Raw genomic sequence first — 24,584 nt, 5'->3', positions numbered from 1 at the left:
CACTATTTTTTACTCATATTTTTTTGATTCTGAATCAGCTATTTTATTTTTTTCTTTCCTTTAACTAAGTGTTTTTGCTTGAAATCTATGATTTTTAGGACTATTATTTAATCAGTTTTAGGTACACCTAAAAAGGAGATGAGCTACATGGATGAACAATCACAACATAACTACCATAAATTTCTAAAAGATGCGAACGGACCTAGTCTGTCTGAAATAAATAATTCAGTAGCCGTACCAAACTCAGGAAGCTTTTGGAAAAATCTGCTGGCCTTTTCTGGTCCTGGCGCTCTTGTTGCGGTAGGCTACATGGATCCCGGAAATTGGATTACTTCTATTAGCGGTGGTGCCAAGTATGGCTATCTGCTAATATCCGTCATTCTTCTTTCAAGCTTAATTGCAATGCTGCTTCAATATATGGCGGCTAAGCTGGGGATTGTCACTCACCTTGATTTGGCACAAGCTACTCGAGTATATACTGGTAAAAAGTTGGGCTTTGTTTTATGGATTGTTGCAGAACTGGCAATTATGGCCACAGATATTGCTGAAGTTATCGGCGGAGCAATTGCCTTGAATTTGCTGTTTGGTATCCCTTTGATAGTCGGGGTGGTTTTAACAATTTTCGATGTTTTGCTGCTGTTGTTTTTGATGAAGCTGGGCTTTCGAAAAATCGAGGCCATTGTTATCACCTTAATTACAGTCATTATGGCGGTTTTTCTTTATGAAGTAATTATTTCTCAGCCAAATATTCCTGACGTTTTAAAAGGTTTCATTCCTCAAAGGCAGATTTTGAATCACGGACAACTCACCATGGCTTTGGGGATTGTAGGGGCAACCGTCATGCCTCATAACCTTTATCTTCATTCTTCTCTCTCTCAAACAAGAAAATATGACCGGGAGGATGAAGAACATACAGCTAAAGCGGTTAGATTTGCCACTTGGGATTCAAATATTCAGCTTTCCGCTGCTTTTATTATTAACTGTCTCTTATTAATTCTTGGAAGTGCTCTTTTCTTTGGTCATGGAGAAGAACTAGGAACATTCTCCTCTCTATACAATGCTCTACAGGATTCTTCGATTGCCGGAGACGTTGCCAGCCCTGTGTTGAGTACGCTTTTTGCGGTTGCCTTGCTGGCTTCTGGTCAAAATTCTACTATCACAGGAACACTAACTGGTCAAGTTGTTATGGAAGGCTTTATTCATATGAAAATACCTACCTGGGCACGCAGAGTCATCACTCGTCTGCTTTCAGTTGTTCCTGTTTTACTTTGCACGATATACTTTGGCGGCAATGAAGCAGCTTTAGACAGCTTGCTTATATACTCTCAAGTATTTTTAAGTATTGCCTTACCAATTTCTATGATTCCTTTGGTTTATTTTACTGGCTCGAAAAAAATTATGGGTGAACGTTTCAAAAATCCTTTGTGGGTCAGCATTTTAGGCTGGGGCTGTACCATCTGTCTAACAGTTCTCAATTTTCAGCTAATTATTGAAACCTTATCCAATATTTTCTAAAAATGAGACTGGAACATTGGTTAAGCTGAATAAAAGAAGCTTTAATCCTTATCTTTCAAAAGTATCCTATTAAAAATAAGCCGGAATATCCGAAAATGATTGCTTGAGGTACGCTCATTTTCAATATATTCCGACTTATTTTCTTGAGCTGGACCAATCCTCCACGCTCTTTAAGATAAACTTTTTTTAGTCATCCATTTCTGTTTCCAAAATTGCTCCGGTTTTTGCATCTAGCTTGACAGATGCTTCAGAACGTCCATTCACAACTTTTACTTCCCAATAGGTAGTAGACATTTCTCTCTCCAATGACCATTCAATTGCCTCGCCTTGTCCAACTGCTTTCAGTGCCGCAGCGGCAGCCTCATCAATTGACAAAATCCCCTCGAGAGAGAGCTCTTCACTTTTCCGTTCAACCCCATTTTGTTCATCGGCGTCAAGCCGTTCCTCTTTTTCTTTGGCCAGCTCGCCGGTTTTGGCATTTATCTTCACTTCATACTCCGCGTTGTCATCCATTCCTTTGACTTCATAATAATAACTGCCAAATGAAGTATCTAACTCCAGCGATGTCACAGATGTATCGGGGTATGCCTCTTGATAGGCTTTAATGGCCTCTTCTGCTGAGCGTTCAATCCCTTCTAAGGCAGAGCCTGTTTGAACAGATGCCCCACTCGTTGCCTCCGTTGTGTTTTCAGGCGCTTCACTGGTTTGAGATGACTCTGCTGCTTCTGAAGATTTACTCGTAGTTGAATTGCTGTTCCGATTCTCTGGCGGTAGCTCATTTCGATTAGCAGTACACCCTGTCAAAAGCACACCTAAGGTAACTAGTCCTATTATTCCTATTTTTTTCATTTTAATCGTTCCCTTCTTTTTTGAAATTAAAGCAGCTGTTAGTAAATATTTTCTAAAATCAGCTAATTATATTGCTTTGATGACTCTATAGTATCAGAAGCTGAACGTATAAAATCCAAACAAAAATAAAACTTTTATGAAGAAATCTTCATTTTATTTTTTTATTGGAAAGCGGACAATAAAACGGCTTCCCTGAGGTGCATTATCCAATACCTCTATTAATCCATGATACTGCTTAACAAGCTCTTGGACGATGGCTAATCCAACGCCTGAACCGGAAATTCGACTAGATCTGGAACGATCCGCCCGATAAAAGCGGTTAAATATAAGTTCTTTATCCTCTTCAGTAATGCCAAGTCCTGTATCTGCCACTTCAAAGTCGACTGATTCTTTTTTTTGCAAGAGACGAATAAAGATTTTTCCATCTATTGTTGTGTATTTAGCTGCGTTTTCAATCAAATTACGAATAATCTGTCGTAAATTATCTTCATTTATTTCAAGGTAAACCTGCTCATCAATTTCTGTCACTATCTCTTGCTGGATCATCACCTGCAGCTCATCAAGCATTAGCTGTAAAACAGCTGAAAAATGAAGCATGGAAGAAGCTTTTTGTTCGCCTCGACCTAATACCAGCAGTTGTTCAACCATTACTGTCATACGTCTCGATTCAGAATCAATATAATGAATTGATTTAGGAATGACCTCAGGATGCTTAGTTCCTCTTCGATTAATTAAGTCTACATGACCGCGAATAGCAGCTAGCGGCGTCCGCAGTTCATGGGAAACATCGGTTACAAATTGCTTTTCTCTTTCCATGGAATTTCGCTGCTTCATCAGCAAATCATTAAAGGATTCAGAAACATACTTGACCTCTTGCGGGCTGTTCGGAACAGTCAATACTCCCTCTTGCTCTTCCGTTCTGCTCAACTCTCCGATTTCTTCATTCATTAAGCGCAACGGACGGCTAAATACATTGGCAAACCGATAAATAAGAATAGAGCCAATTAGTAAAATTACAATCGTTAGAATACTAGTGAGGATAAGTACGCTTTGAATCAATTCAAACTGATCTTCGATATCCACCAGAATGGCAGCCGTTGCCCCATCCTTAGCCATGGTGGTGTAAAAATAGGGATCCCCATCACTGTCCCATAATATATTATCTAAAAAGAACAGCTGCTTCATACTGGAAAAGTGATTGAACACAGTCTTAGCTTCATGTGAAAATATAACTTCCCCAGAACTCAAAGTCACCCGCACCAAATAAGGGGAGCTATCTCCAGAAGTGTAAGTCTCTAGAAAATCCAGCCATTTCGCTTGATTCTCAGTATCAGCATTCTCCATCGTTTCAGTCAGCATCTCTGCCTGATTTTTGATAGAATCATACAATTCTCTAGTCAAAACAGCTACAATTGAAAAACTTAACAGTAAAATTGCTGCTGAAAGCAACAAAGTAAAACGAACCGATAATTGATGGCGGCTACTATTACGCCAGATGTTCTGTCTTTTTTTATTTTTCATCTGCTGCCCTCAAAATATACCCCACACCTCGAATAGTTTGAATTAGCCGTGTCTCCTTTTGATAATCCATTTTATTTCTCAAAGAACGAATATACACATCTACAGTATTGGTTTGTCCAAAATAATCGTAGCCCCAAACTTCATTGAGCAGCTCACCTCTACTTAAGACTTCCTCCGGTCGTTTCATCAGAGCAGTCAGCAGTGCAAATTCCTTTTGCGTAAGCTGAATAGACTCACCATAACGTTGTGCAATATGCTTTAAAGGCTCAATAATTAAATCCTGATACTGATAAATAGAAGGTGTTTTCTTCAACTGTTCCAGCTGTTGATTTCTGCGTAGAATGACTCTTATTCTTGCTAAAAGCTCTTCGATATCAAAAGGCTTTGTAATATAGTCATCTGCCCCAACATCCAGCCCGGTTACTTTATCGCTGAGCTGATCTCGAGCGGTCATCATAATAATCGGGATATTGCTTTTCTTTCGAATTCTCCTGGCAACTGTGATGCCATCATATTTGGGCAGCATCCAATCTAATAAAATCAACGTCAGTTCATTTTGATGCGCCTCAAAAAGTTCTAAGGCTTCACCACCGTCTTTGGCATGAAGCACTGCGTATTCCTCAAATCTCAACTCTTCTGATATAAAGCTCGCCAAGCTTTCTTCATCTTCTACCAATAGAATCTGAACATCTGACATACAAACCGCCTCCTTAGTAACAGACTACTTAGTTAAGGAATGAAGGTCAACCATTTTATGATGAAAATATCTTCATAAAGAATATATAATGGCAGACTAGTAGCTAGTAAGTCAGATGCTCTTGATCATCTACTAAAAAGAACCAATCCAAAGAAGTTTTGCTTCTTGTCCAAAACGCTAAAAGCTTAAACTGAGGGGTTAGTTTATATAATATTCTTTTTTTAAATTTACTGCTATTAAGGCTTCATTAAATAATTCATGCTTTTCACAATTAAAAATGCCGATAACTTGAAGCACTTACTCCAACAGTTATCGGCTCTGCGTCTTTGCGTCTGGCTCTTTTATGATTGTTACATTAAATTCCTTTATATTAACTAAATTTTCTTGTTTGCATTTTGGACAATATAAGGGTAGTTTGTTAATAATTGTATCTGCATAAATTTTTATTCGTGTTTTAGCATGACATACAGGGCAGATAATCCATGACGATTCTCTCATAATATCACCAGCTTTTTTTTAATTTATTCGTCTTGTTCTTGTTGCAGTCTCCTATGATACTTTTCTTTTGTATACTTGCAGCGAGACAAAATATGCCACAATGATTGTACCCACGCACCAAACCAAAGCTATCACTAGACTATTATCTAAAGGTAAATCCAATGTTAGTGATCGAATGCTATCAATAATCGGTGTCATCGGTTGATTTTCAGCAAACCAGCGAATACCGCTGCCCATAGTTGCGACAGGAGCAAAGCCAGAACTAATAAAGGGTAGGATAAAAAACGGAAGCATCAAACTAATTGAACCCTCTGCTGACTTTGCGATTAGTCCACATAATACGCTGAGCAGAGAAATTGCAATGTTAACAAGAATAAGAAGTCCAACTACAGTACACCAGCCCCAAAAGTCAGCTTGCGGTCTAAAGCCTAGAATAAAGGCGGTACCAATAATTATGATAGTTGAAATTGTATTTCTTATAATTCCAGCGCCAGTATGACCTATAATTACGGCAGATTTTGAGATGGACATCGTACGAAAGCGGTCAATGATACCTTTGGTCATATCATTTGCGACATTCATTGCTGAATATTGAGAAGCCTGGCCAATGCTTTGCAAAATGATACCCGGCACGATGAAATCAACGTAATTAAAGCCTTTTATATCCGCCGTAGTTCCCAATATAGCAGTAAACAACAGCATAATTATAAATGGTAGTATGATTGACGACAAAAGTGCTTCCGGATTTCTAAAGGTGATTAATAAACACCGTTTAAATACAATCCATGAATCGATAATTACACTTCTCTTCTTATGATGCATGACTGGTATCCTCCTTTTTTTCATCAATTAATGTTAAAAAGACATCTTCCAATGAAGGTAGATTTTGTTCAACAGTATCAGCTGTAATACCATTCTCCCTTAAAAGTTCAATTGCTTTAATCGCACTTTCTTCACTATTAAAATTAAGTGACACTCCTCTCTTAGGCAGTATCTCTTTTAGATATTGCGGTGTCCCCTCCACGAGAATCTTTCCTTTATGAAGAATAGCAACATGATCAGCAAGGTATTCTGCTTCTTCTAAATATTGTGTTGTTAGAAATACGGTTGTTCCTTTCTTTGCTAAGCTTTTTACCAATTCCCACATTGCAATCCGATTTTGAGGGTCAAGCCCAGTAGTAGGCTCATCGAGGAAAAGTACCTGAGGGTTATCCATAAGGCTCATGGCTATATCCAATCTGCGGCGCATCCCGCCTGAATACGTTGATACCTTACGATTAGCTGCATCCTCTAAATTAAAAAAAGACAGCCACTCATTCGTTTTGCTTTTGACATCTGGCAGACGCCGCAGCTGTCCGATAAGTTTCAAGTTTTCCCTGCCTGTTAAGACTTCATCGACTGCAACAAACTGACCAGTCAAGCTGATGCACTCTCGGACCTCATCGCTTTGACTCTCTATGTCAAAATCATTGATGGTAGCATTCCCACCATCTGGTTTCAATAAGGTAGATAGAATTTTAACAATAGTTGTTTTCCCTGCACCATTAGAACCTAATAAAGCATAGATTGTTCCACTGGGAACAGAAAAGTTGACATCATTTAACACCTCCTTGCCTTGATAGCTTTTCTTCAATGATGATACTGCAATAGAAATAGTTGATTTTGACACGGCATTTCCTCCTTTGATTAGTTCTTGGTAAACCTTTAACTACATTAATAAAAACAAACATACCTACCGAACGAATGTATAAGATGAATAAAAAATTGTCTTGCTAAAGACAATTTACTTACTTTCTTCAGAGAAATAGGGTAATGATTTTATCATTTCCTCCATTTCACTATCATGGATAGGTACCCCCATTTTATCCAGTATTTCGGCTACAAAAAGATATCTCCTTTGACTTTCCTCAGCACTACCTTCGGACATGGAAATCATGAACCAAGTATCTATAAACGATAAAAATTCCGACAATTCCTTAGCATATTCTGTACGAATAGACCCATCTTTTTGCCCTTCTTCAATTAGTTCCAGCCAATACGGATATAGGATACGGCGATTTGATTCTATCATTTTTGCTAAAATATGAGGGTTTTTTAAGAGCGGAATCGCTTGTCTTGATAATTCTACCTGATCTTCATTTGACTGATTTAATTTAACAGCCATTCTCATTTTTTGATGAGCATTTAAGTCAGTCCGCTTTTTTACAGCTTCAAAAGGATTGTTGTCGAAAAACATTTTATCTCCCAAAGCATCCATAATATCTTCTTTCGACTTGAAATGATGGTAAACAGCTCCCTTGGTTAAGCCATCCAATTCATTAACAATATCAACAATTGTAGTATTGTCATACCCTTTCTCTAAAAAAAGTCGTCCAGCCGCTTCTAATATTTTGTCAACCGTTATTTCCGGATATTTGTTTCGAGCCATAATATCCCTCCTTTAACATTCGTGCGGTATGAATGTATTGTAAAACACCAATCATAACTTGTCAAACGTTTTCATGAAAGCTATTTGAATCAGCAATAACTCTTTTAGTCACATCATTAGTAATTGACATCTACCAAAAAAACAAATGCAAGATAGCTGAAGAAAAGCAAATCCTGATAAAATCGGATGATTTTTAGCAAATATACAGTAATATCAATTACGCAAAAAATCATATGCTTCCTTATTCTGTATCAACCTAAAATCTACCATTAGTTGATTTTCACCTTGTTTAGTTGATTATAAATCGATTGCCCATTTATAAATAGCGACGTATACTTAAATCAAAGAGGTGTTATCTATGGAAATGAAGATTGGTGAATTGATTCATATCAAGCGTAAAGAAAAAAACATCACGCAAAAGCAGCTGGCAGATTTTGTAGGGGTTTCCAAAGCTTCCGTCTCAAAATGGGAGACAGGACAATCATACCCTGATATCAGCCTGTTGCCTTTACTCGCTGCTTATTTTAATATTACAATCGATGAGCTATTGAGCTTTCGAACACAACTAACGTCTACAGAAATCAATACAATTTATGCTGCTCTTCAAAAAGAATTGATTGAATTAAAACCGGAAATTGATCAGAAAATCAGACGGCTTATTCGCACTTACTGGACATGCGGACCCTTTGTTTTTCAAATGGCTGTACTGCTTTTAAATCATTTAGACAGCTTGACTGCTTTTGATAAAATGGAAAGCTGGCTTGCCGAAATCCGTGGACTCTTTCTTCATGTACAGGAGTTATCAGATAACCCTCAATTGATTCATCACGCTAAGGTTATGGAAGCTTCTGTCGTGCTCATTCAGGAAAAACCCGAAGAAGTAATAGATATTTTGGGTACAGCAACACCTATTTTTTTGCCGCCGGAACTGATTATTACTAGCGCATTGCAAATGATGGGAAAAATAGAGGAAGCTGAAACAGTTATGCAGACCTCTCTTTTCCAATATACAATCATCATGATGAACGTTTTTATCCAATATTTGCCGCTGACTTATCAAAATGAAGTTCAGTTCGTCGAAACAGCTCATCGTGCTCAGCAGTTTGTTACTGTTTTTTCAATTGATCAGTACCATCCTTTAACTGTTCTGCCCCTCTATCTACAAATTGCTGCAGGGTATCTGTCTCTAAACAGAGAAGCTGACAGTTTGTGTTTACTTGAAAAGTTTACCTCCTTAATGGAGCAGACAGCCTTTCCGATTGAGCTTCACGGCGACAGTTATTTTACTAAAGTGGCAGATTGGCTTTCAGAATATTCAAATGGCGGACAGCCTCCTAAAGAGACGCAGCTTATTAAGCTGCAGTTAATCCAAGCAGTATCCGGTCCTCCTTTTGATCAATTATCAAAAGACAAGCAATACCAAAGGCTTTTAACACGGTTAAACACCTTAGTTGATTAAGGGCTATCCGAGAAGGTCTGATGATTAAGCCCTTGTATAAAACTCCTTAAAGAAAGTTGGAAAAATAATGTCAGTTTTGACGATTGAACACTTAACTAAAACATACCCAGGAGGAAAAGTTGCCGTTTCGAATCTCAGTCTTAAAGCAGAGCCTGGTGATATTTTTGGCTTTATCGGACATAATGGCGCCGGTAAAACAACGACTTTAAAGTCAATCGCTGGAACACTACATTTTGACCAGGGAAAAATTATGATTAATGGACATGATATTGAAAAAGAGCCGCTTTTGTGCAAAAAGGACATTGCTTATCTCCCCGATAATCCAGACCTTTATGATTATCTGACCGGCGTTCAGTATCTTGATTTCATTGCAGATATTTTTGAAATTTCTAGTGAACAGCGTCAGAAAAGAGTGGTCAAATTCAGCGAGAAGCTGTCATTAGCAGACCAGTTAAACAACTTAATCGGCACTTACTCTCATGGCATGAAACAAAAACTAGCTATTATCTCCGCCTTTCTTCATCAACCAAAGCTTTTGATTATGGATGAGCCCTTTGTTGGTCTGGATCCGGAAGCAGTCTTCCACGTTAAACAAATGCTGCAGGAGCTTTGCCGTCAAGGCAGTGCTGTTTTTTTCTCTACTCATGTTTTAGAAGTAGCTGAAACCCTTTGCACCAAAATTGCGATGATTGACCAGGGGCAATTGAAAAAATATGGACCGATTGAAGAAGTGCGCAACGGGCATACTCTTGAAGAAATATTTATGGAGGTAATCGGGGATGAATAAAATTCCTATATTACTTCGGCTGGAATTGCGTGGTCTTAGTCTTAATAAACTTCGTTATCGTTCCAAGAGTTATAAGATTGGTGCAGGAGTAGGATTTATTTTACTACTGCTTTTAGCCATTAGCTATATTTCCGGTGCTAGTTTTACCTTAATCTATTTAAAGCTTGACCAATATGTACCTACGCTAATGGTTTTTCTAACGTCCGCGGTTTGTCTCATTCTGACTTTTATGAAAGGACATCAGCTACTATTCAAATTTCGAGACTTTGACACGCTCTTTTCCTTACCTATACAGCCGCGAATGATAATTATTAGTCGTATGCTGACATTGTATCTGTTGAATTTTGGTTTTGCTCTGCTAGTTCTTTTACCCAGTATTAGTATTTACAGCTTTCACCTAAAGACTCTTCAGCCGTTGCTGTTCTCTTTACTGATTACGCCATTTATTCCATTAATACCAATCACTGTAGGGGCTGTATTGACCTTAGTTATTTCCGTAATTGCGGCTGGCTTTCGTCATCAGCAGCCAATTATTATCCTGCTAACATTGGGCGGTCTATCAGCTTTTATGTTGGGATCGCTTAATCTAACTCAGTATGATGATGCTGCAGTTACTCAATTATTGGAGCAAGGGCTGAAACAGCTGGAAGGAATCTATCCACTATTGTCGCTGCTAAAAAATGGCTTAACCCAACAACCTTGGCTGCTGTTGCTTTTCGATTTGATTTCTCTTCTTGTTTTTGGTTCTTTTTCTCTGCTTCTAGATCGTTTCTATTTACAGATAAACTCTTGGTTAGGGGTCCGGTCAAATCATAAAAAACTAATAGTTAACAAGCTGACTCGTCGCAGTATTTTTAGCAGACTCATTCGACGAGAGGCCCGGCTTTATTTTTCAAGTTCGCTTTATGTTATCAATACGGTGATTGGTCCATTTCTATTCCTTTTGGCTGCTTTTAGTGTGCCTGTTCTTATGAAACAGCTGTTGGTTGTATTACCGACTACCCTATCTTTATCTCAGTTAACTGAGTGGCTGCCTTTTGTCCCTTGTCTTTTTTTAGGAATGAGCACACCAACAAGCTCTGCCATTAGTATGGAAGGACGTAATAGCTGGCTATTGGCCGCTTTGCCAATTCCTGTGCAACAAATTTACGCAGTGAAAATACTCTGGAATCTTATTGTATTTCTTCCCCTGATTTGGAGCGGCTGTCTTATTTTGGCGATTAGCTTTCCTATTACTGCTGCCGGCGGAATTTTACTCTCTTTACTCCCTAGCAGCCACTGCTTGTTCATCGTCACACTCAGCTTATGGCTTAATCAGAAGTACCATCGGTTTGACTGGACAAATGAACAGCAAATAATTAAGCAATCTTTACCAGTCTTATTGACAATGCTTGTAGGTTTTTTATTGATTTTGCTGCTTGTCGGAATTGCTTTTGTGTCTCAAAACGTTACTTTAATAGGCTATATAGCCGCTTTCTGCCTGGTAGCCGGCAGTTTAGCCATCTGGTCACGTATGAAAAAGGTCAATGTATTTATTGTTTAAACCAAATAATTATTTAATTCCTACTCTTGAAAGAGGATGGGACAGAAGTGTTTAGTCCCGAAAAATAAGCCGAAATTCACGGAAATGACAGAAAACACAAATATGAGCCAGTCGATGTTGACTGATTCCTACCTGTGTTCTTCAAATTTTTGTGAATTTCGGCTTATTTCCGCAGGTTTTGCTCCTGCGGTTACTCGTCGCAGATGGTAATAAGGCATGTGCTCCTGCGGTTACTCGTCGCAGATGGTAATAAGGCATGTGCTCCTGCGGTTACTCGTCGCAGATGGTAATAAGGCATGTGCTCCTGCGGTTACTCGTCGCAGTTGGTAGTAAGGCATGTGCTCCTGCGGTTGCTCGTCGCAGTTGGTAATAAGGCATGTGCTCCTGCGGTTGCTCGTCGCAGTTGGTAATAAGGCATGTGCTCCTGCGGTTACTCGTTGCAGTTCAATGCTGGTATGTGCTACTGCTTCCACCGTTTATCCGAATTCCAAATGAGTTATGTCCCACTCACATTCAAGTTTTTCATTTTTCTTCAAAAAAAGCTTATTATTGCTTTTTAGATATTTTCTAACCCTTTACTTTTTCAGCTGCATGTTTAACTTTTCTTAATATTTTTTTTAATCCCCAATACAATAACTGCGTTAAACAAGCGATGGCAATCCTCTCCAAATGACCTTACAATTTTGTTATTTATTAATCAGTCTAAAGTTTGATTTCTTCCAGCTGTTTTGAGAGTATTATCATTACAGAAAGGGTGATTCACATGAAAAAAGCGATAACAGGTAGTCTTATTTTTATTAGTATTGTAGCCGCACTGGGATTTGGAGCAAAATATGCAATGGACAAATATTGGGCAGATAATTATGGTGGTCCCTCCTACTACACAAAAATAACCAGCATCCCTGAGGATACTGGTACTCCTGAGGATGAGAGTCCCGTTTGGCAGTATGATCAGATTTCTTATAATGAAGATGGTCAGGAAAAAATAGTTCATCTCAAAGAAGCCCGCCCTCAGCCGTTAAAAGAAGGTGCATACTTAAAGATGGTAGTTAATGAGAATAAAGGCGTTACCTCTTGGGAGGAAGTAAAAGCTGCTGAGCTGCCAAAAAAAGTAGCTGAAAAATTAGAAAGCGAGGGCGACAATGATTGATGCTCTGTTATCCATTATCAGTGAGTTTGGAACTGCTTTATTTGAAGTTCTTCTACAATTTTTAATTATTCCATTCGAGGTATTAGCAGATATTGTCCAGACTTTTTTTAGTTAAATAGATAAAATAAAAACTTTAACGCAAAGCTTCGTCAGTTGCTAAATTGCTGTGAATATCAAAAGTGGTAATCTCCAGAATCTAAGAGAGACAGCCCTAAAGATAGTACCTTTCAGTTTTTTTAGCTACTTGGGAAGCTTTGCTTTTTTCTTTATTCGAATAAATACTACGAACCTGACTATCACATAAACTCTCTCGTTATTCTCAATTACTTCTTAGATATTTTTTCTCTTCACGATCATTTCTCTTTAGTTCTCTCGGCTGAGCTATTTCATAAAAAACTTTACGGGTAAAGAAGCTGATACAAAACATAATGAGTGCTGCTCCATAAAACGGCAGATAGATGCTGCTGCCGATATGTTCGAAAATAATTCCATAGATGAACTGACCAACTGGACTGGAGCACATACACAAACATAAAACACAGGAAATCACTTTCCCAGTTAGTGCTTTTGGCGTCAGCATTTGTAAATATGTCATCATTTGAATCGTGAACAACGTGGACAACACCAATAGTAACCCACAGCTAATCGCTAGAATGAAAAAGATTTTTATTGAGCGACCTACAAGGAGCTGCAACGCAGCTCCGCTAACCAGTATTGTTAAGGCGCAGCCGCTAAGAATCAGCGGACTAACCTTTAAAGTCAGCTTTTTAGAAAACACACCAGCTAGTAAACCACCGATAATACTACCAGATGCCATAATTCCCTGTGCATAGCCATAGAGACGATTCCCAGCACTCACATCAAAACCTAAATGCTGGGTGATAATTACTGGAACACCGACTAAGATCAGAGAGGTCAAAAATAAATTAACAGAAGCAAATACCAAAGACATCTTCCAAAGGATTGGTTTTTCTTTAAAGATAAAAGCGATACTCTCTTTTAAATCATTTAGTCCGGTTATTAAAATATTGCCTTCTCCCTGTTTCTGTACAAAAGGCATATGAATAAACAGCTCCATTACAGCAGCTAAAAAGAAACAAGCCATACTCACATACAAAATTGGTGTTAGACCAAAAACCGAATAAAGAATACCGCCAATGACCGGACCAGCCATACTTGCTAAGGAGCTGATTAAATCAACAATGGCATTGCCCTGCATAATGTATTCTGTATCTACTAACTCAGGGACACTAGCTTGAACAGTAGGCTGATAGGTTCCTTGTATTCCATATAAAATGACTATTGTCATGCCCATTAATGGAACAATTTCCATTTTATTTGCTAGTAGATAAAATAAAAAAATTAGTATGGCTGTACTAAAATCAAGAAACACCATAATATTTCGCTTGTTGACACGATCAGCAATAATCCCGCCAATTGGAAAAAGTACCAGCATAGGCACAAAGGATATCGCCAAAATAGTACCAAATAAAGCGGCAGAGCCGGTTTCATTTAGTAAATACAAGGGTAAAGCATACCTTAAAATCTGATTTCCAAATAGTGAAATGATTTGACCAACGGCTACGAGTAAAAAATTCTTGGAATAAATTGTTTTCTTAGTTATCATTAATAGTTCTCCTTTTCAGATCAGTTGCTTTGTTTCCTGAGTTCCAACATAAAGCTCTATCTCCTAGTGCTGAATAAGGATTTCCTATATCATCTAGTCCAAAATACGCCGCGGTTCATATTCGGATTTTTAATTTCCTCGGAAACAAAAACAACTTTACCACCATTTTGATTCCTTGTCAACAAAAAAAACTTCATTAGACTCCGCTCTTTCATCTACCTTAAATGCAGATAAATATTGAAAGAATTTTCCAAATCTACTTAATGACTTGCAGAAAATACGACAACTGTAATTGAAAACATAATCCCTTTGGATACAAAAAAATCACAGAAATTTGACAACTCATTTCTGTGATTTCTCCTTTATTCTTGAAACTTACCTACATGTTTTAGTCTTCTACATAGTCAAGCTACTTTTTGAATGTTCTTAGCTGATTGTCAGACCTTGCTTTTTAATTTCTTCATCCAGATGCTTGCTGTATACTTCAATAAAACGAAGCATACTGGTAAGCTGTTCTTCTGTCATTTGCTCGAAAACAACTTTATCTCGATCCCGAAATGCTTTATGTTCTTCTTCATGAATCGTATAAATTTTCTCTCCCAGCTCTGTCAGCTTAAAATATCTCTCTTTTTTATTTTCTGGTTTCTGGTAGCTTTCTATCAGCTTTTTTTGTATCAGCTTCTTTGTCAGCTTGCTAATTGCACCTCTGGTCATATAGAGACTTTCAGCAAGCTTTGTAACATTGGGCTCTTTTTGTTTTTTTATCGCTTCTATGCAATGAACTTCTGAAGGCTTATAACCTTTCAGGCTTTCTTCCATTTTAAATTTATTAAGCCAGCTCATTTTTTCAAATAAATCTCTAGAATTTACAATTAACTCTTCTTCTTTACTCATTTGCTGCCTCCAAATAATCAAATAGTTGATATTAGTGTATCAGCTTATTATTTCCCTTTCAACAATGCTATAAAAAAGACATATTAAAAAAAGGCTGAAACAATAATATGTCTCAAGCCCTAAAACGAAATAAGCGGTGTGTCTCAGAAGACAGTTCCTTGAAAATAAACCGGATGATATCGAAAATACAGGAAATTCTAGTCAAGTATTAATCAACCGCTTCTTGATTTTCTCTCAGTGTTTCTTGTCAAATTTCGACTTAATCCAGTTTATTGCTGAGAAATACAGCTAGGTATGAGTATGTTGAACAATACCTAGCTGGTTCCCAGTGCTAAACACTTCTGCTATATTCTCTTTTAAGCTGCTAAACAAACTAAGTCTGTACAGCTCTCTTTAATATAAATCATTTGTTGTTTCATCCTTTTTCTTTTTTAAAAAGTAGGCGAATGCCAACATAAACAATCCTGAGATAGAGGTAAGAAGACTGCTCTCCTTCATGCCTGTTTCCGGTAATTCCTTCTCAGCAGACTTAATTTCTTCCGTCTTCACTACTGTTTCTTTAGCAGCCGGCTGTTTAGTGGTTCCCATTCCTTCTGGCTTAGCTGCTTCTCTGTCCTTAACCGTTAAAGTCATGACAGTTTCAGCTTTTTTATCTCCTTTTTCTGCAAAGAATTTAATTTCATGAACACCTGTTTCGACTAATGTACTATCGGAAGCTTTTACTTTAATATTTTCACCCATTACTTCAAAACCAATAGCTTCCGCATTTTCGGCTTCAGCCCATTCCAAAATCATCTCCTCAGTCAGCTTATCCCCCACATACATCACTTTGTCTTCTACCTTAATAGAAGGAGTCAGTTGATCAACCACTGTTAAGGTAATCGTTTTTACAGCTGTATTTCCTGCTGTATTGGTAAAGGAATATTGAATCGTGAATGTTCCTTCCTTAGTAGTGTCAATTGGTCCATCAAGGACTGTGAACTCAGTTACTGCAAGGTTTTCACCATCCACAGGATCAGAAGCCTTCGCCCAGTTTAAAATGTCTGCATCACTAATCACTGTTCCAACCTCAACAGTCTGATCAGCTGCTTCAATTGTCGCTTCTCTATTTAACACAGTTATGCTAATCGATTTAGTCGTTGTATTTCCTGCCGTATTTGTAACAGCATATTCAACCGTGAACACTGCACCAGCAATAGAAGTGTCAATACTTCCTTCAAGAATCGTATACGTCAAATCTAAATCAGTATCTACTGGATCACTGGCCTGAGCCCAGCTTAGAATTAATTCATCAGTGATTTCCTGTCCTTGGTATACTTCCTGATTATCAGCTGTAATTGCTGCTGTCCGCTCAACTACGGAAACTGTAATTGTCTTGGTCTCTGTTGTACCTGCAGTATTAGTAGCTGAATATGTCACACTGTAGGTACCGATTGCTGCAGGATCTACGTTGTTTGAATCAACTGATACAGTAAGTCCGCCATCTCTTTCATCCATCGCTTTCGCATAGTCTAGCGGATTAAAAGCTTCCCCCTGCATAATGGTCACATCCGCTGCTTCAATAGTAATCACACTAGCTGCAACTGTAACATTGACTGTTTTCGTTTGATTGACTCCGCTCGCTGTTTTTGCGCTGTAAGTGACAGGATACACACCTGCTGTCGTAGTGTCTACTAGCCCGGAGTATGAAATTCCAGTATCAGAGACACCATCATAGGCTCCTAAAGCAACTATTGATCCATCTGCTTTATTTTCTGTTGCACTAACATTGGCCATTGGATCAAAAGTATCTCCAAGAAAAATCTTACTGTCAACTGCATTAAGCGTTAAACCGCTCATAACAGTGATATTTACCATTTTTTCAGTATATGTTCCATAAACCAGCGACTCTACAACCACGGAAATATTATACGTACCCACATCTCCGCCACCAGCTGAACCACTTGTATATAGCGTATACTCAGTTGGGTCAGTTGTTGTTCCGTCTGGATTTTTTACAATAATTCTTTTTTTAATTTCTGCCTGATAATCGCCATTTTGAGCAATTGTAAAATCAGAAATTGACACATCCAGCATACCATATACTGAGTCATCAACAACCAATACTTTGGTTGTGGCTGTCATCGTTTTACCAGCTGAGTTAGTCACTGAATAACTCACTTGATAAGGTGTGGTATTTTCAGTGTTAATGTCCACATTATTGCTGGTGACAACAATGCTTGAGGTAATATTCCCATCTAAGCTGTCGTATGCGGTTACCCCTTCCAACGGATTAAAAGCTTGACCTTTTCTAATTGTTTTTACTGGTGTAACTGAAATAACCGGCGCATCTGCATCACCCATAGCCGGCGGCAGCTGGGTAATGTCCAATGGAACAACACTATCCGCTGTTTCAGCCGTTGCCAGAACTTCTGGAAGTACAGATTCTTCATAAGGTACTTCAATCGGTGCTTCAATCACAGGTGATTCAGCCGGAGCTTCTACTACTGGCGTTTCAGGCACTGACTGTTCAGCTGTCGGCTCTTGAACTGAAGGTGTTTCTACAACAGGCAGCGAAGTAGCTTCCTCCACGGCGGGTGTTGCTGATTCAGCTGTCATTGGCTCCTGTAATGAATCAGCAACGGCCAGCTGTGCGTTCAAAAATGTCGGAGCAAGCAGTGTAACTAAAGTAAATGCAACAATCTTCTTATTTTTCATTTGTATTCTCCCTTTTCTAAATAATTAGTGTGTAATTCAAAGCTGGAGGAAAATTAGAGGAATTTAAACATGATCAATTTTTCTTCCAACTCTGCTTTCACTACTAATACCTTGCACTCTCTGAAAAGGTTACAAAGGAAAAAAAAATTTGAAGTGCTGCTGCGAAAATTCCCCCAAAATAAAATTATAAATAAAGGACTTTTACATAAAATAAACCAGAAAACAGGGATTGGTATCTGTTTTCTGGTCTATTTTTTATTTCTTTTTCACTTTAATATGTCTACCAATATGAGCGATAATAATTTTTTCTTTTGCTTTTTCTGGCCATTTAAAATAAATACGCTCATCACTATAATTTGTAAACAGTTTTGTATGAGGAATACAAGTAATTATTTCATCTTTCTCCGGATCTGGATGAGCGGTTTTAAAAATCTTAAGGCTTTCCTTATTCCCTTTACCGGAACAATAAATATTATATTCAGAACCTAGAAATTTTAGCCATACTCCCGTATCTTTTTCTTCTAAATCTTCTAGCTGTTCACTAAACAAATTTAGGGCATTTAAATGCTTGGTTAATTCTTTGACATAATCAGACCACAAATAATCCTTTGACTTCTTTTTAAAAGAAGTCGGATAAATTTCCAGTGATTCATAGCACCCCTTAGCTAATTCAGAATAAGCCTGAAAGGATTCTGAGTTTTGGATGAAGTCCAAATCTAATTCATAAGAGTCATTCTTGGATAAGATACTATTTTCGATTTCCCAGTCTGTGATATATTTAGTAAAATCAGTAATCGCAAGCGACTTAATATCAGCTAATGTCTTCTCTTTTTCCCAATTAGCTCCCTCATAACCAATTTTAGTAAAGAATTCCTGTAACAAATTCATAGTATCGCTTTGTTTATTAGTCTCACTCAATAGATACTCCGCAATACTCAGTCCTGCAGAATCTACCTCGTTATAAATACTTCCTACTATAGATAGCTTTGGTTCTTCCTTACCCATAAATTCCCGAGCAAATCCAACATAATTATAGACTGTTTCATGAGAGGACGAACGATAATCATACAACGGGTGAAGATAGATTTTTCCAAGCGTCACCTAGCTCCCCTCCATTCGATTCTTAATCAGCTCCCTGACGTCCTGCATACTTTGATCAAAAAAGCCTTTAGGCCAATGAGAGAGTTCTCCATATTCATCAACAGAAATCTTTTCTGCCTTTCCTTCATCAAAAAACAGCACACTCATCAGCTTCGTTTGTGCTTTCAGCGCTAAATTCAACCGTGCTCCATTAATCACATGCTCACTATGGGTTTCAATGATAACTTGAACACCTTGGATGGCCAATTCTGATAAGAAACTACCAATCTTAGATTGACTATATGGATGCAAATGGGCTTCCGGATTTTCTATAATGAGTACGGCTCGTTTCTTTAATTCGTCATCTAAAGAAGCACAGTATAACCCTTGCACAATAATTGGTAAAACATAGGTCAAGCCAAATCCTACTGTAGTTGGTACAAAATCCTGATTATATCTTAAAGCCGATATACCCAAATCACTGTCACTTCTTGAAGAAAAGCCTGACCCCGGGATAATGATGTTCAGCCACTCGCTACAGTTGTTATAAAACCGCAGTGATTTGCCCCGCTTTAAGGCTTCTGGAATATTCATACGCTCATTTTCTAAACGATCCAGCATGAAACTGGTATTTTCGCCATGAACGCCGACGCGGTCTGCTAAATTATCTGTTAATTGATTAGCTAGTCTAGGACCAATACGCTCAGCATTTAGATAAAAAACGTCTCTTTGCCAGCTGCCATCCAGCTTTTTATTAAAATAATTTTCTTCAAACCGCTCTTCTACTTCTAAAGTAACCCGCATTTTATCTGGTTCAATAAAAAACTCTATCTGATTTCCTGAATTGCTGTTCCCTACCTCCATAGAATTTTCTAAAGTAAGCAGTTTGGAAGCTAAACCCAAATTAGTACCATAAACATCCGTCGTGTATACACGGTCTTTATTGGTGTTTACTGCTGAAGCAGACAACAGAATACTTTGAATCACTGAAGATTTTCCGGCAGAATTGCTGCCGGTTAAAATCGTCATTCCGCTAAAATCGACAGAATAATCAGAAAAGCATTTAAAGTTCTTAATCCTTATACTCTCAAGCATTGCTCAATAACCTCCTTAACCTCTTCAAAAAGAATACGTACATTTCCTCTATTATTTGTTCCAATTGAAATTGCATTAAAGAAACGATAATCCTGAATTTTTTCCACCATTATTTTTTCAGCTGCCTTTTGGTATTGAGAAAAATCAATAGTTTGGTATTTGGGATCAGCTAGTAAAACAGTGAATGCTGAGTAGAGGGGTTTATTAATAATTGACGTTGGACGATAAGAACCATCTTCATAAACGACATATTTATTAAAAGCATTTCTTTCGAAAAGCTCGTAGGATTTCATTAACCCTCGCTTAAACGCTTTCTCATATGCATCAAATTCTTCTGGATGATCCAGTAAAAATTCATGGGTCTCATTCAATAAATCAACGATACTGGAATGTTCGTAGTTAATCTTCTGATTTTCAAAATCATAAATGCGATAAAAAGCCACAAAACGCAGAACCAATTCCTGATCCTCTAATCTTCTTTCTCCTACACGATGACAGGTAGCTAATAAAAACTCTTCAGATTGCCGACAACGTTTGTAAAATTCTCTAACTGCAGGAGAGCTAATTGCATTTCGCATTTCCTGATTATTTAAAGGAACCCCCCCTGTGTTAATTCGCTTGAAAATGTCATAAACCACCCGCTTGGGAGAAGTGATATCAATCGTATTAACAGAGAGCTGAGTTCGATAAATCTGCCCTTTAAGTTTGACGGATAAATCAGCAAACGCTAACCCTTCATAGTCATTGAGATATTCTAATCCTTTTAGCCTAAATTTTCCTTGTAAAAAACCAAAGATAGCATCTAATCTTTGTTGTCCATCAATAATCTGGAAACCGCCCTCTTCTGTCTCATACATATAGAAGGCTGGTATAGGAATATTAAGAATCAATGACTCAATCAGCCGTGATTTTTGCCTATCATTTTTCCAAACCCGCTGTCTTTGAAAATCCGGACTTAATTCAATCAATCCGTCTTCGTACAGTTCAAACATATATTTAATGGATAACAGCTGTTGGGAGATTTTTATTTTCTCAGGACTATAAGGCTCTCTAATCACAGGAACATTCTCTGATAACATTTCTTCTGCCTCTATCCCGCTAGCTGTTTTTTCACCTAGTTCTTTCGATTTATCTGAAAGATATTCATTTAGATAGTCCAAAAACGCCGGCTTTGATTTTTCTTCTGGTTCATTCTCTGTATTTGAAAACACTAAAAACATCTGTTTCTCACCATTAAAGACGGAAAAATCGCTAACTCCGGACTCAAAAAGTTTATTGACTCTCTGTTTGCTCATCAGAAATTCAAGCTCTTTATTGTTAGTTGCTTTGACTTCAAAGAAATAAACAGGCTGTCGATCAATTTTTGAAAGAATGACTAAATCAAATCGAAAACGCTCTTTATCCATCACATATTCTCTGTTTAATTCAAAGTTATTATTAAGATACGCATTAGCTTCTAGAAAATCTTTTATCAGCCTAAACAATGCTTCTCCGTAGATACGTTCTTCCATGTATGATTCCTCATTTCAAGAGTTTATTGCTGCATTTGTCTTTCTAATTATAGCATATACTGCTTTTACAAATGTAGTCTATTTATCTCATAAAAAAGAGCATCGGACATAAAATTTTTAACGTTTTTTACTCAAAAGAACCAAATAAGCAGCGGTATAAAAGCTGCACCTTGGAAAATAAACCGGACTATACTGAAAATGAGGAGCCATTTTCGTATAGTCCGGTTTATTCTTTGAAGCAAAACACATTTGGCTTTGCCTCTTTATTTCTTACTTATATTTATTTTTCGTTAGTCGTCATTCGGCTTTTTTTCACTGGAACGTTTGCGCCGCTTAACATTTTCGGTCAGCAAATACTCTATTTGTCCATTCACACTGCGAAACTCATCCTCCGCCCATGCAGCCAGCTCATTGTATAGGGCAGCTGATAAACGAAGCGGTACCTGCTTTTTTGCTTTTTGCTCTTTTTTTTCCATAACAGCAGCCTCCCTGATAAGCAATAAAGAGTATTTTAATACAGTGAGCCACTATTGACAACTGGCTGAGCATCCCGGTTTCCGCATAGAACAACTAAAAGATTGCTAACCATTGCCGCCTTGCGTTCTTCATCCAACTCAACGATGCCCTGCGTACTTAGATTTTCCAAGGCCATCTCTACCATGCCGACAGCTCCTTCAACAATCAGCTGACGCGCATCTACAATTGCAGACGCCTGTTGACGCTGCAGCATTGCAGCAGCGATTTCTGGTGCATAAGCCAAGTGAGTAATCCGTGCTTCAAGAATCTCCAAGCCTGCTACTTCAACCTTCTCTTGAATTTCTTCACGTAGTTTCGAGCTAATTTCCTGACTAGAGCCGCGAAGACTCTTTTCATTTGCATCTTCATCATCGGCGGAATCATAAGGATACAAACGAACAATATTACGAAGAGCTGAATCACATTGAATTGACAGGTAATCTACAAAGTTATCAACATCAAACATTGCTTTAGCTGTATCAGAAACTCGCCAGATAACTACAATACTAATAATAATCGGATTTCCAAGGGCATCATTAATCTTCTGTTTATTATTACTCAATGCCATCGTTTTTAGTGAAAGCTTCTTCGTTACTCTGTTAACATTGGCATTTTTCGCCTTTTCTTCCTCTGTCATCTCCGTCGTATCCATCGATGATAGGCGCTTAGGTACTGGCAGAGCAGTCGTGAATGGATTAACGAAGTAAAAGCCTTCGCCTTTTAAAGTTCCTACATATCGGCCAAAAAGGGTCATAACCATTGACTCATTGGGGCGGATGATTTTCAATCCGGCAAATAGCAGCGGCATGATAACACACCAGTAAAATACGCTAATTCCTAAAAGGATGCCGCCTAACACATAGGTTTCTTTTTCCAAATAGACAACCCCAAAAATAAAAGCGGCAATTGACAAAGCGATTCCCAACACATTCAGCAGTAGAAACGGCATCCCGCTTCCTGCTTTCATCCTCACTTCTTGAGACGGTGTATTACTTTCGAATTTTTTGACTTCCATCTTTTTTTCCTCCTTTTCTTTATGATATCAAATTGATATCACTTATATATTAACTAGATGTTATCAGTAAAATAGAGATTTGTAAAGAGAAATTGTACTAATTTTTTACCTATTGCCGCTAAATGTTCTATTTCTTAAAGAAAAAAGCGATTCTCACTTTTTTATCAGTAAGAATCGCTATTTTGTTTTGGCTGTAAATCTGCTGCTTAAGCTAAATTAGCCAGATAAGCTAACAGCTTCGAGTAATCAACCGTTGAAAAGTCTGATACATCATACTCAAATAGATGTCCTAAAGAAAATTCATTGTACCGCCGCAGCTCAATTATTTTTTTAAATTCTTTTTTTGTAATCAGATTATCTGCCTGAGAACGATCTCTTAAGCAATCGCCATAATGATAATGAGTCATAATATGGCTCAGATGTCGATCAGGTTCCCTATCACGAAGCTCTCTTCTCGCCCACAGCTGTTCAAAATCGGCAGTTAATCGAATGGTGATTACTTCATAATTGTAAATTACGGCCAAATCATTCAACCGCTTTTTCTGCTTTGCAGAGAACGGATACTCAGAAACAACAAATTTTTTCCCAGCATTCATATATAGCTTCAATACTCCATAGTAGAATTGCCAGACACGTTCTTCCAGCGCTGCCTTTTCATTTAGATTATCAAATCCGACAGAATCAGCATAAAGCTCCTTTCCTTCATCTGGTGTAATGATGAATATGTCAGCTAGAACTTTCTTTATCAAATGAATTAAATAACTTTTTCCAGTGGCTGGACTTCCGGCAATCAGAATCAGATATTTTTTCATGCGGTTTCTGTTTTTACAGCCAAAGGACTTTCGGTGTTCATAAATAATCCAATCTTATGTTTAACGATCTCTTTGACTTTCATATTTGCCGGGATAATATTGTGTCTTAGAGATTTATTTACTTCGGTAGCTCCAAAGCATTCTTTTGCCTCCTGAGTCCAGTTTACTAACAGCTCAGTTCCTACATTAAATTTACGAATACCGTTATTAATTAGCTCTGGGTAATCCTCTTCTTTTACACCTGTTCCACCATGAATAACGAGTGGTACACTCACTGCCTGATGAATGTCTTTCAGCAAAGGGATATTTACTTCTGTTTTAGACTTGAACTGTCCGTGATTTGTACCAATCGCAATCGCTAAAGCATCTACTCCTGTCAATTGAACGAATTCAACAGCATCTTCTGGTTTCGTATAGATTTTATCTTTTTCTGAAACAGAAATCCCTTCTTCTGTACCACCGATTGTACCTAGCTCTCCTTCCACAGATACACCACGTGCATGAGCATATTCAACCACAGCTTTCGTCTTCGCAATATTTTCTTTGAAAGGCAGGTGGGATCCATCATACATAACACTGGAATAACCGGCTTCAATCGCCGCTTTGATTTCATCAAAATCTCTGGCATGATCCAAGTGTAAAGCAACATCTACTAGTTCATCTTCAGCAATTTCTTTTACTACTGAAACAACTACTTTATAACCAATGTATTTCGCAGTATCGATACTTGTCTGAATGATAATTGGCGAACCCATTTCTTTAGCTGCGCGAATCATCTCAGGCAGCATCTCCAGATTATGAGCATTAAATGCTCCAATTGTCATATTCAGTTCTTCTGCTGTCTCCGTCACTTCTTTTAATGTTTTATACATGTTCGCTTCACCCTTTTT

The 24,584-nt window shown here is 37.9% G+C and carries 22 protein-coding genes; 5 read left to right on the top strand and 17 right to left on the bottom strand.

Annotated features, from left to right (window positions below):
* Positions 1–147: 147 nt before the first annotated feature.
* Positions 148–1,515 (top strand): Nramp family divalent metal transporter, encoded by a 1,368-nt coding sequence (locus tag ACYSNQ_RS02835; RefSeq protein WP_426081286.1) that lies wholly within the window; start codon positions 148–150, stop codon positions 1,513–1,515.
* 186 nt (positions 1,516–1,701) lie between these two features.
* Here ACYSNQ_RS02835 and ACYSNQ_RS02830 read toward each other — a convergent pair whose 3' ends face one another.
* The 7 genes from ACYSNQ_RS02830 to ACYSNQ_RS02800 all read right to left on the bottom strand — a co-directional run bounded on the left by ACYSNQ_RS02830 (position 1,702) and on the right by ACYSNQ_RS02800 (position 7,508).
* Positions 1,702–2,364: a PepSY domain-containing protein gene (locus tag ACYSNQ_RS02830; protein ID WP_426081285.1), complete on the bottom strand. Its 663-nt coding sequence runs from the start codon at positions 2,362–2,364 to the stop codon at positions 1,702–1,704.
* Between the two features lie 153 nt (positions 2,365–2,517).
* Positions 2,518–3,885 carry a sensor histidine kinase gene (locus ACYSNQ_RS02825; protein WP_426081284.1) on the bottom strand — a complete coding sequence of 456 codons (1,368 nt, stop codon included), beginning with the start codon at positions 3,883–3,885 and terminating at the stop codon, positions 2,518–2,520.
* A complete protein-coding gene (locus tag ACYSNQ_RS02820; RefSeq protein ID WP_426081283.1) occupies positions 3,875–4,582 on the bottom strand; it encodes a response regulator transcription factor in 708 nt (235 codons plus the stop codon). Before ACYSNQ_RS02820 ends, ACYSNQ_RS02825 begins: the two co-directional genes overlap by 11 nt.
* Before the next feature lie 309 nt (positions 4,583–4,891).
* Positions 4,892–5,080, bottom strand: coding sequence for a cysteine-rich KTR domain-containing protein (locus ACYSNQ_RS02815; protein WP_426081282.1), 189 nt, complete (start codon positions 5,078–5,080; stop codon positions 4,892–4,894).
* 51 nt (positions 5,081–5,131) lie between these two features.
* The gene (locus ACYSNQ_RS02810) at positions 5,132–5,902 is read right to left on the bottom strand and encodes an ABC transporter permease (RefSeq protein ID WP_426081281.1); all 771 of its coding nucleotides are present in this window, start codon (positions 5,900–5,902) and stop codon (positions 5,132–5,134) included.
* Positions 5,892–6,749, bottom strand: coding sequence for an ABC transporter ATP-binding protein (locus tag ACYSNQ_RS02805; protein WP_426081280.1), 858 nt, complete (start codon positions 6,747–6,749; stop codon positions 5,892–5,894). The genes ACYSNQ_RS02810 and ACYSNQ_RS02805 overlap by 11 nt, the downstream gene beginning before the upstream one ends.
* A gap of 114 nt (positions 6,750–6,863) precedes the next feature.
* Positions 6,864–7,508, bottom strand: coding sequence for a TetR/AcrR family transcriptional regulator (locus ACYSNQ_RS02800; RefSeq protein ID WP_426081279.1), 645 nt, complete (start codon positions 7,506–7,508; stop codon positions 6,864–6,866).
* Positions 7,509–7,866: 358 nt separating this feature from the next.
* Between ACYSNQ_RS02800 and ACYSNQ_RS02795 the strand changes: the two genes are divergently transcribed.
* The 4 genes from ACYSNQ_RS02795 to ACYSNQ_RS02780 all read left to right on the top strand — a co-directional run bounded on the left by ACYSNQ_RS02795 (position 7,867) and on the right by ACYSNQ_RS02780 (position 12,447).
* On the top strand, positions 7,867–8,967 hold the full coding sequence (locus tag ACYSNQ_RS02795) for a helix-turn-helix transcriptional regulator (protein ID WP_426081278.1): 1,101 nt from the start codon (positions 7,867–7,869) through the stop codon (positions 8,965–8,967).
* Between the two features lie 67 nt (positions 8,968–9,034).
* A complete protein-coding gene (locus tag ACYSNQ_RS02790) occupies positions 9,035–9,754 on the top strand; it encodes an ABC transporter ATP-binding protein (protein WP_426081277.1) in 720 nt (239 codons plus the stop codon).
* Positions 9,747–11,297 carry a hypothetical protein gene (locus ACYSNQ_RS02785; RefSeq protein ID WP_426081276.1) on the top strand — a complete coding sequence of 517 codons (1,551 nt, stop codon included), beginning with the start codon at positions 9,747–9,749 and terminating at the stop codon, positions 11,295–11,297. Before ACYSNQ_RS02790 ends, ACYSNQ_RS02785 begins: the two co-directional genes overlap by 8 nt.
* Before the next feature lie 763 nt (positions 11,298–12,060).
* Positions 12,061–12,447 (top strand): YxeA family protein, encoded by a 387-nt coding sequence (locus ACYSNQ_RS02780; protein ID WP_426081275.1) that lies wholly within the window; start codon positions 12,061–12,063, stop codon positions 12,445–12,447.
* 319 nt (positions 12,448–12,766) lie between these two features.
* Here the strand turns inward: ACYSNQ_RS02780 and ACYSNQ_RS02775 are convergent, their stop codons facing one another.
* The 10 genes from ACYSNQ_RS02775 to ACYSNQ_RS02730 all read right to left on the bottom strand — a co-directional run bounded on the left by ACYSNQ_RS02775 (position 12,767) and on the right by ACYSNQ_RS02730 (position 24,566).
* Positions 12,767–14,074, bottom strand: a complete 1,308-nt coding sequence (locus tag ACYSNQ_RS02775) for an MFS transporter (protein WP_426081274.1) — start codon at positions 14,072–14,074, stop codon at positions 12,767–12,769.
* A 426-nt stretch (positions 14,075–14,500) separates the two neighbouring features.
* Positions 14,501–14,968 (bottom strand): MarR family winged helix-turn-helix transcriptional regulator, encoded by a 468-nt coding sequence (locus tag ACYSNQ_RS02770; RefSeq protein WP_426081273.1) that lies wholly within the window; start codon positions 14,966–14,968, stop codon positions 14,501–14,503.
* A 393-nt stretch (positions 14,969–15,361) separates the two neighbouring features.
* On the bottom strand, positions 15,362–17,665 hold the full coding sequence (locus ACYSNQ_RS02765; RefSeq protein WP_426081272.1) for an immunoglobulin-like domain-containing protein: 2,304 nt from the start codon (positions 17,663–17,665) through the stop codon (positions 15,362–15,364).
* Positions 17,666–17,920: 255 nt separating this feature from the next.
* Positions 17,921–18,766: a hypothetical protein gene (locus ACYSNQ_RS02760; RefSeq protein ID WP_426081271.1), complete on the bottom strand. Its 846-nt coding sequence runs from the start codon at positions 18,764–18,766 to the stop codon at positions 17,921–17,923.
* Positions 18,767–19,840, bottom strand: a complete 1,074-nt coding sequence (locus tag ACYSNQ_RS02755; RefSeq protein WP_426081270.1) for a DUF3696 domain-containing protein — start codon at positions 19,838–19,840, stop codon at positions 18,767–18,769. It lies immediately after the preceding gene.
* Positions 19,825–21,351 carry a DUF262 domain-containing protein gene (locus ACYSNQ_RS02750; RefSeq protein ID WP_426081269.1) on the bottom strand — a complete coding sequence of 509 codons (1,527 nt, stop codon included), beginning with the start codon at positions 21,349–21,351 and terminating at the stop codon, positions 19,825–19,827. Before ACYSNQ_RS02750 ends, ACYSNQ_RS02755 begins: the two co-directional genes overlap by 16 nt.
* Before the next feature lie 290 nt (positions 21,352–21,641).
* A complete protein-coding gene (locus ACYSNQ_RS02745) occupies positions 21,642–21,827 on the bottom strand; it encodes a type II toxin-antitoxin system antitoxin (protein WP_426081268.1) in 186 nt (61 codons plus the stop codon).
* Positions 21,828–21,862: 35 nt separating this feature from the next.
* Complete coding sequence (locus ACYSNQ_RS02740) at positions 21,863–22,882, bottom strand: SPFH domain-containing protein (RefSeq protein WP_426081267.1); 1,020 nt, start codon at positions 22,880–22,882, stop codon at positions 21,863–21,865.
* 206 nt (positions 22,883–23,088) lie between these two features.
* Positions 23,089–23,694: an AAA family ATPase gene (locus ACYSNQ_RS02735; RefSeq protein WP_426081266.1), complete on the bottom strand. Its 606-nt coding sequence runs from the start codon at positions 23,692–23,694 to the stop codon at positions 23,089–23,091.
* Positions 23,691–24,566, bottom strand: coding sequence for a class II fructose-bisphosphate aldolase (locus ACYSNQ_RS02730; RefSeq protein ID WP_426081265.1), 876 nt, complete (start codon positions 24,564–24,566; stop codon positions 23,691–23,693). Before ACYSNQ_RS02730 ends, ACYSNQ_RS02735 begins: the two co-directional genes overlap by 4 nt.
* Positions 24,567–24,584 lie beyond the last annotated feature (18 nt).

The sequence above is a fragment of the Enterococcus sp. LJL51 genome, assembly GCF_054871795.1.
The sequence above is the reverse complement of the archived record's forward strand: the minus strand, read 5'-3'. Positions and strand labels throughout refer to the sequence as shown.

Excerpts from the sequence above, each read along its gene's own strand:
- ACYSNQ_RS02790 (WP_426081277.1), top strand. The coding sequence starts at position 9,035 with ATGTCAGTTTTGACGATTGAACACTTAACTAAAACATACCCAGGAGGA.
- ACYSNQ_RS02750 (WP_426081269.1), bottom strand. The coding sequence starts at position 21,351 with ATGGAAGAACGTATCTACGGAGAAGCATTGTTTAGGCTGATAAAAGAT.
- ACYSNQ_RS02785 (WP_426081276.1), top strand. The coding sequence starts at position 9,747 with ATGAATAAAATTCCTATATTACTTCGGCTGGAATTGCGTGGTCTTAGT.
- ACYSNQ_RS02740 (WP_426081267.1), bottom strand. The coding sequence starts at position 22,882 with ATGGAAGTCAAAAAATTCGAAAGTAATACACCGTCTCAAGAAGTGAGG.
- ACYSNQ_RS02830 (WP_426081285.1), bottom strand. The coding sequence starts at position 2,364 with ATGAAAAAAATAGGAATAATAGGACTAGTTACCTTAGGTGTGCTTTTG.
- ACYSNQ_RS02825 (WP_426081284.1), bottom strand. The coding sequence starts at position 3,885 with ATGAAAAATAAAAAAAGACAGAACATCTGGCGTAATAGTAGCCGCCAT.
- ACYSNQ_RS02770 (WP_426081273.1), bottom strand. The coding sequence starts at position 14,968 with ATGAGTAAAGAAGAAGAGTTAATTGTAAATTCTAGAGATTTATTTGAA.
- ACYSNQ_RS02800 (WP_426081279.1), bottom strand. The coding sequence starts at position 7,508 with ATGGCTCGAAACAAATATCCGGAAATAACGGTTGACAAAATATTAGAA.
- ACYSNQ_RS02835 (WP_426081286.1), top strand. The coding sequence starts at position 148 with ATGGATGAACAATCACAACATAACTACCATAAATTTCTAAAAGATGCG.
- ACYSNQ_RS02780 (WP_426081275.1), top strand. The coding sequence starts at position 12,061 with ATGAAAAAAGCGATAACAGGTAGTCTTATTTTTATTAGTATTGTAGCC.
- ACYSNQ_RS02810 (WP_426081281.1), bottom strand. The coding sequence starts at position 5,902 with ATGCATCATAAGAAGAGAAGTGTAATTATCGATTCATGGATTGTATTT.
- ACYSNQ_RS02820 (WP_426081283.1), bottom strand. The coding sequence starts at position 4,582 with ATGTCAGATGTTCAGATTCTATTGGTAGAAGATGAAGAAAGCTTGGCG.
- ACYSNQ_RS02775 (WP_426081274.1), bottom strand. The coding sequence starts at position 14,074 with ATGATAACTAAGAAAACAATTTATTCCAAGAATTTTTTACTCGTAGCC.
- ACYSNQ_RS02745 (WP_426081268.1), bottom strand. The coding sequence starts at position 21,827 with ATGGAAAAAAAAGAGCAAAAAGCAAAAAAGCAGGTACCGCTTCGTTTA.
- ACYSNQ_RS02815 (WP_426081282.1), bottom strand. The coding sequence starts at position 5,080 with ATGAGAGAATCGTCATGGATTATCTGCCCTGTATGTCATGCTAAAACA.
- ACYSNQ_RS02730 (WP_426081265.1), bottom strand. The coding sequence starts at position 24,566 with ATGTATAAAACATTAAAAGAAGTGACGGAGACAGCAGAAGAACTGAAT.
- ACYSNQ_RS02795 (WP_426081278.1), top strand. The coding sequence starts at position 7,867 with ATGGAAATGAAGATTGGTGAATTGATTCATATCAAGCGTAAAGAAAAA.
- ACYSNQ_RS02755 (WP_426081270.1), bottom strand. The coding sequence starts at position 19,840 with ATGCTTGAGAGTATAAGGATTAAGAACTTTAAATGCTTTTCTGATTAT.
- ACYSNQ_RS02735 (WP_426081266.1), bottom strand. The coding sequence starts at position 23,694 with ATGAAAAAATATCTGATTCTGATTGCCGGAAGTCCAGCCACTGGAAAA.
- ACYSNQ_RS02765 (WP_426081272.1), bottom strand. The coding sequence starts at position 17,665 with ATGAAAAATAAGAAGATTGTTGCATTTACTTTAGTTACACTGCTTGCT.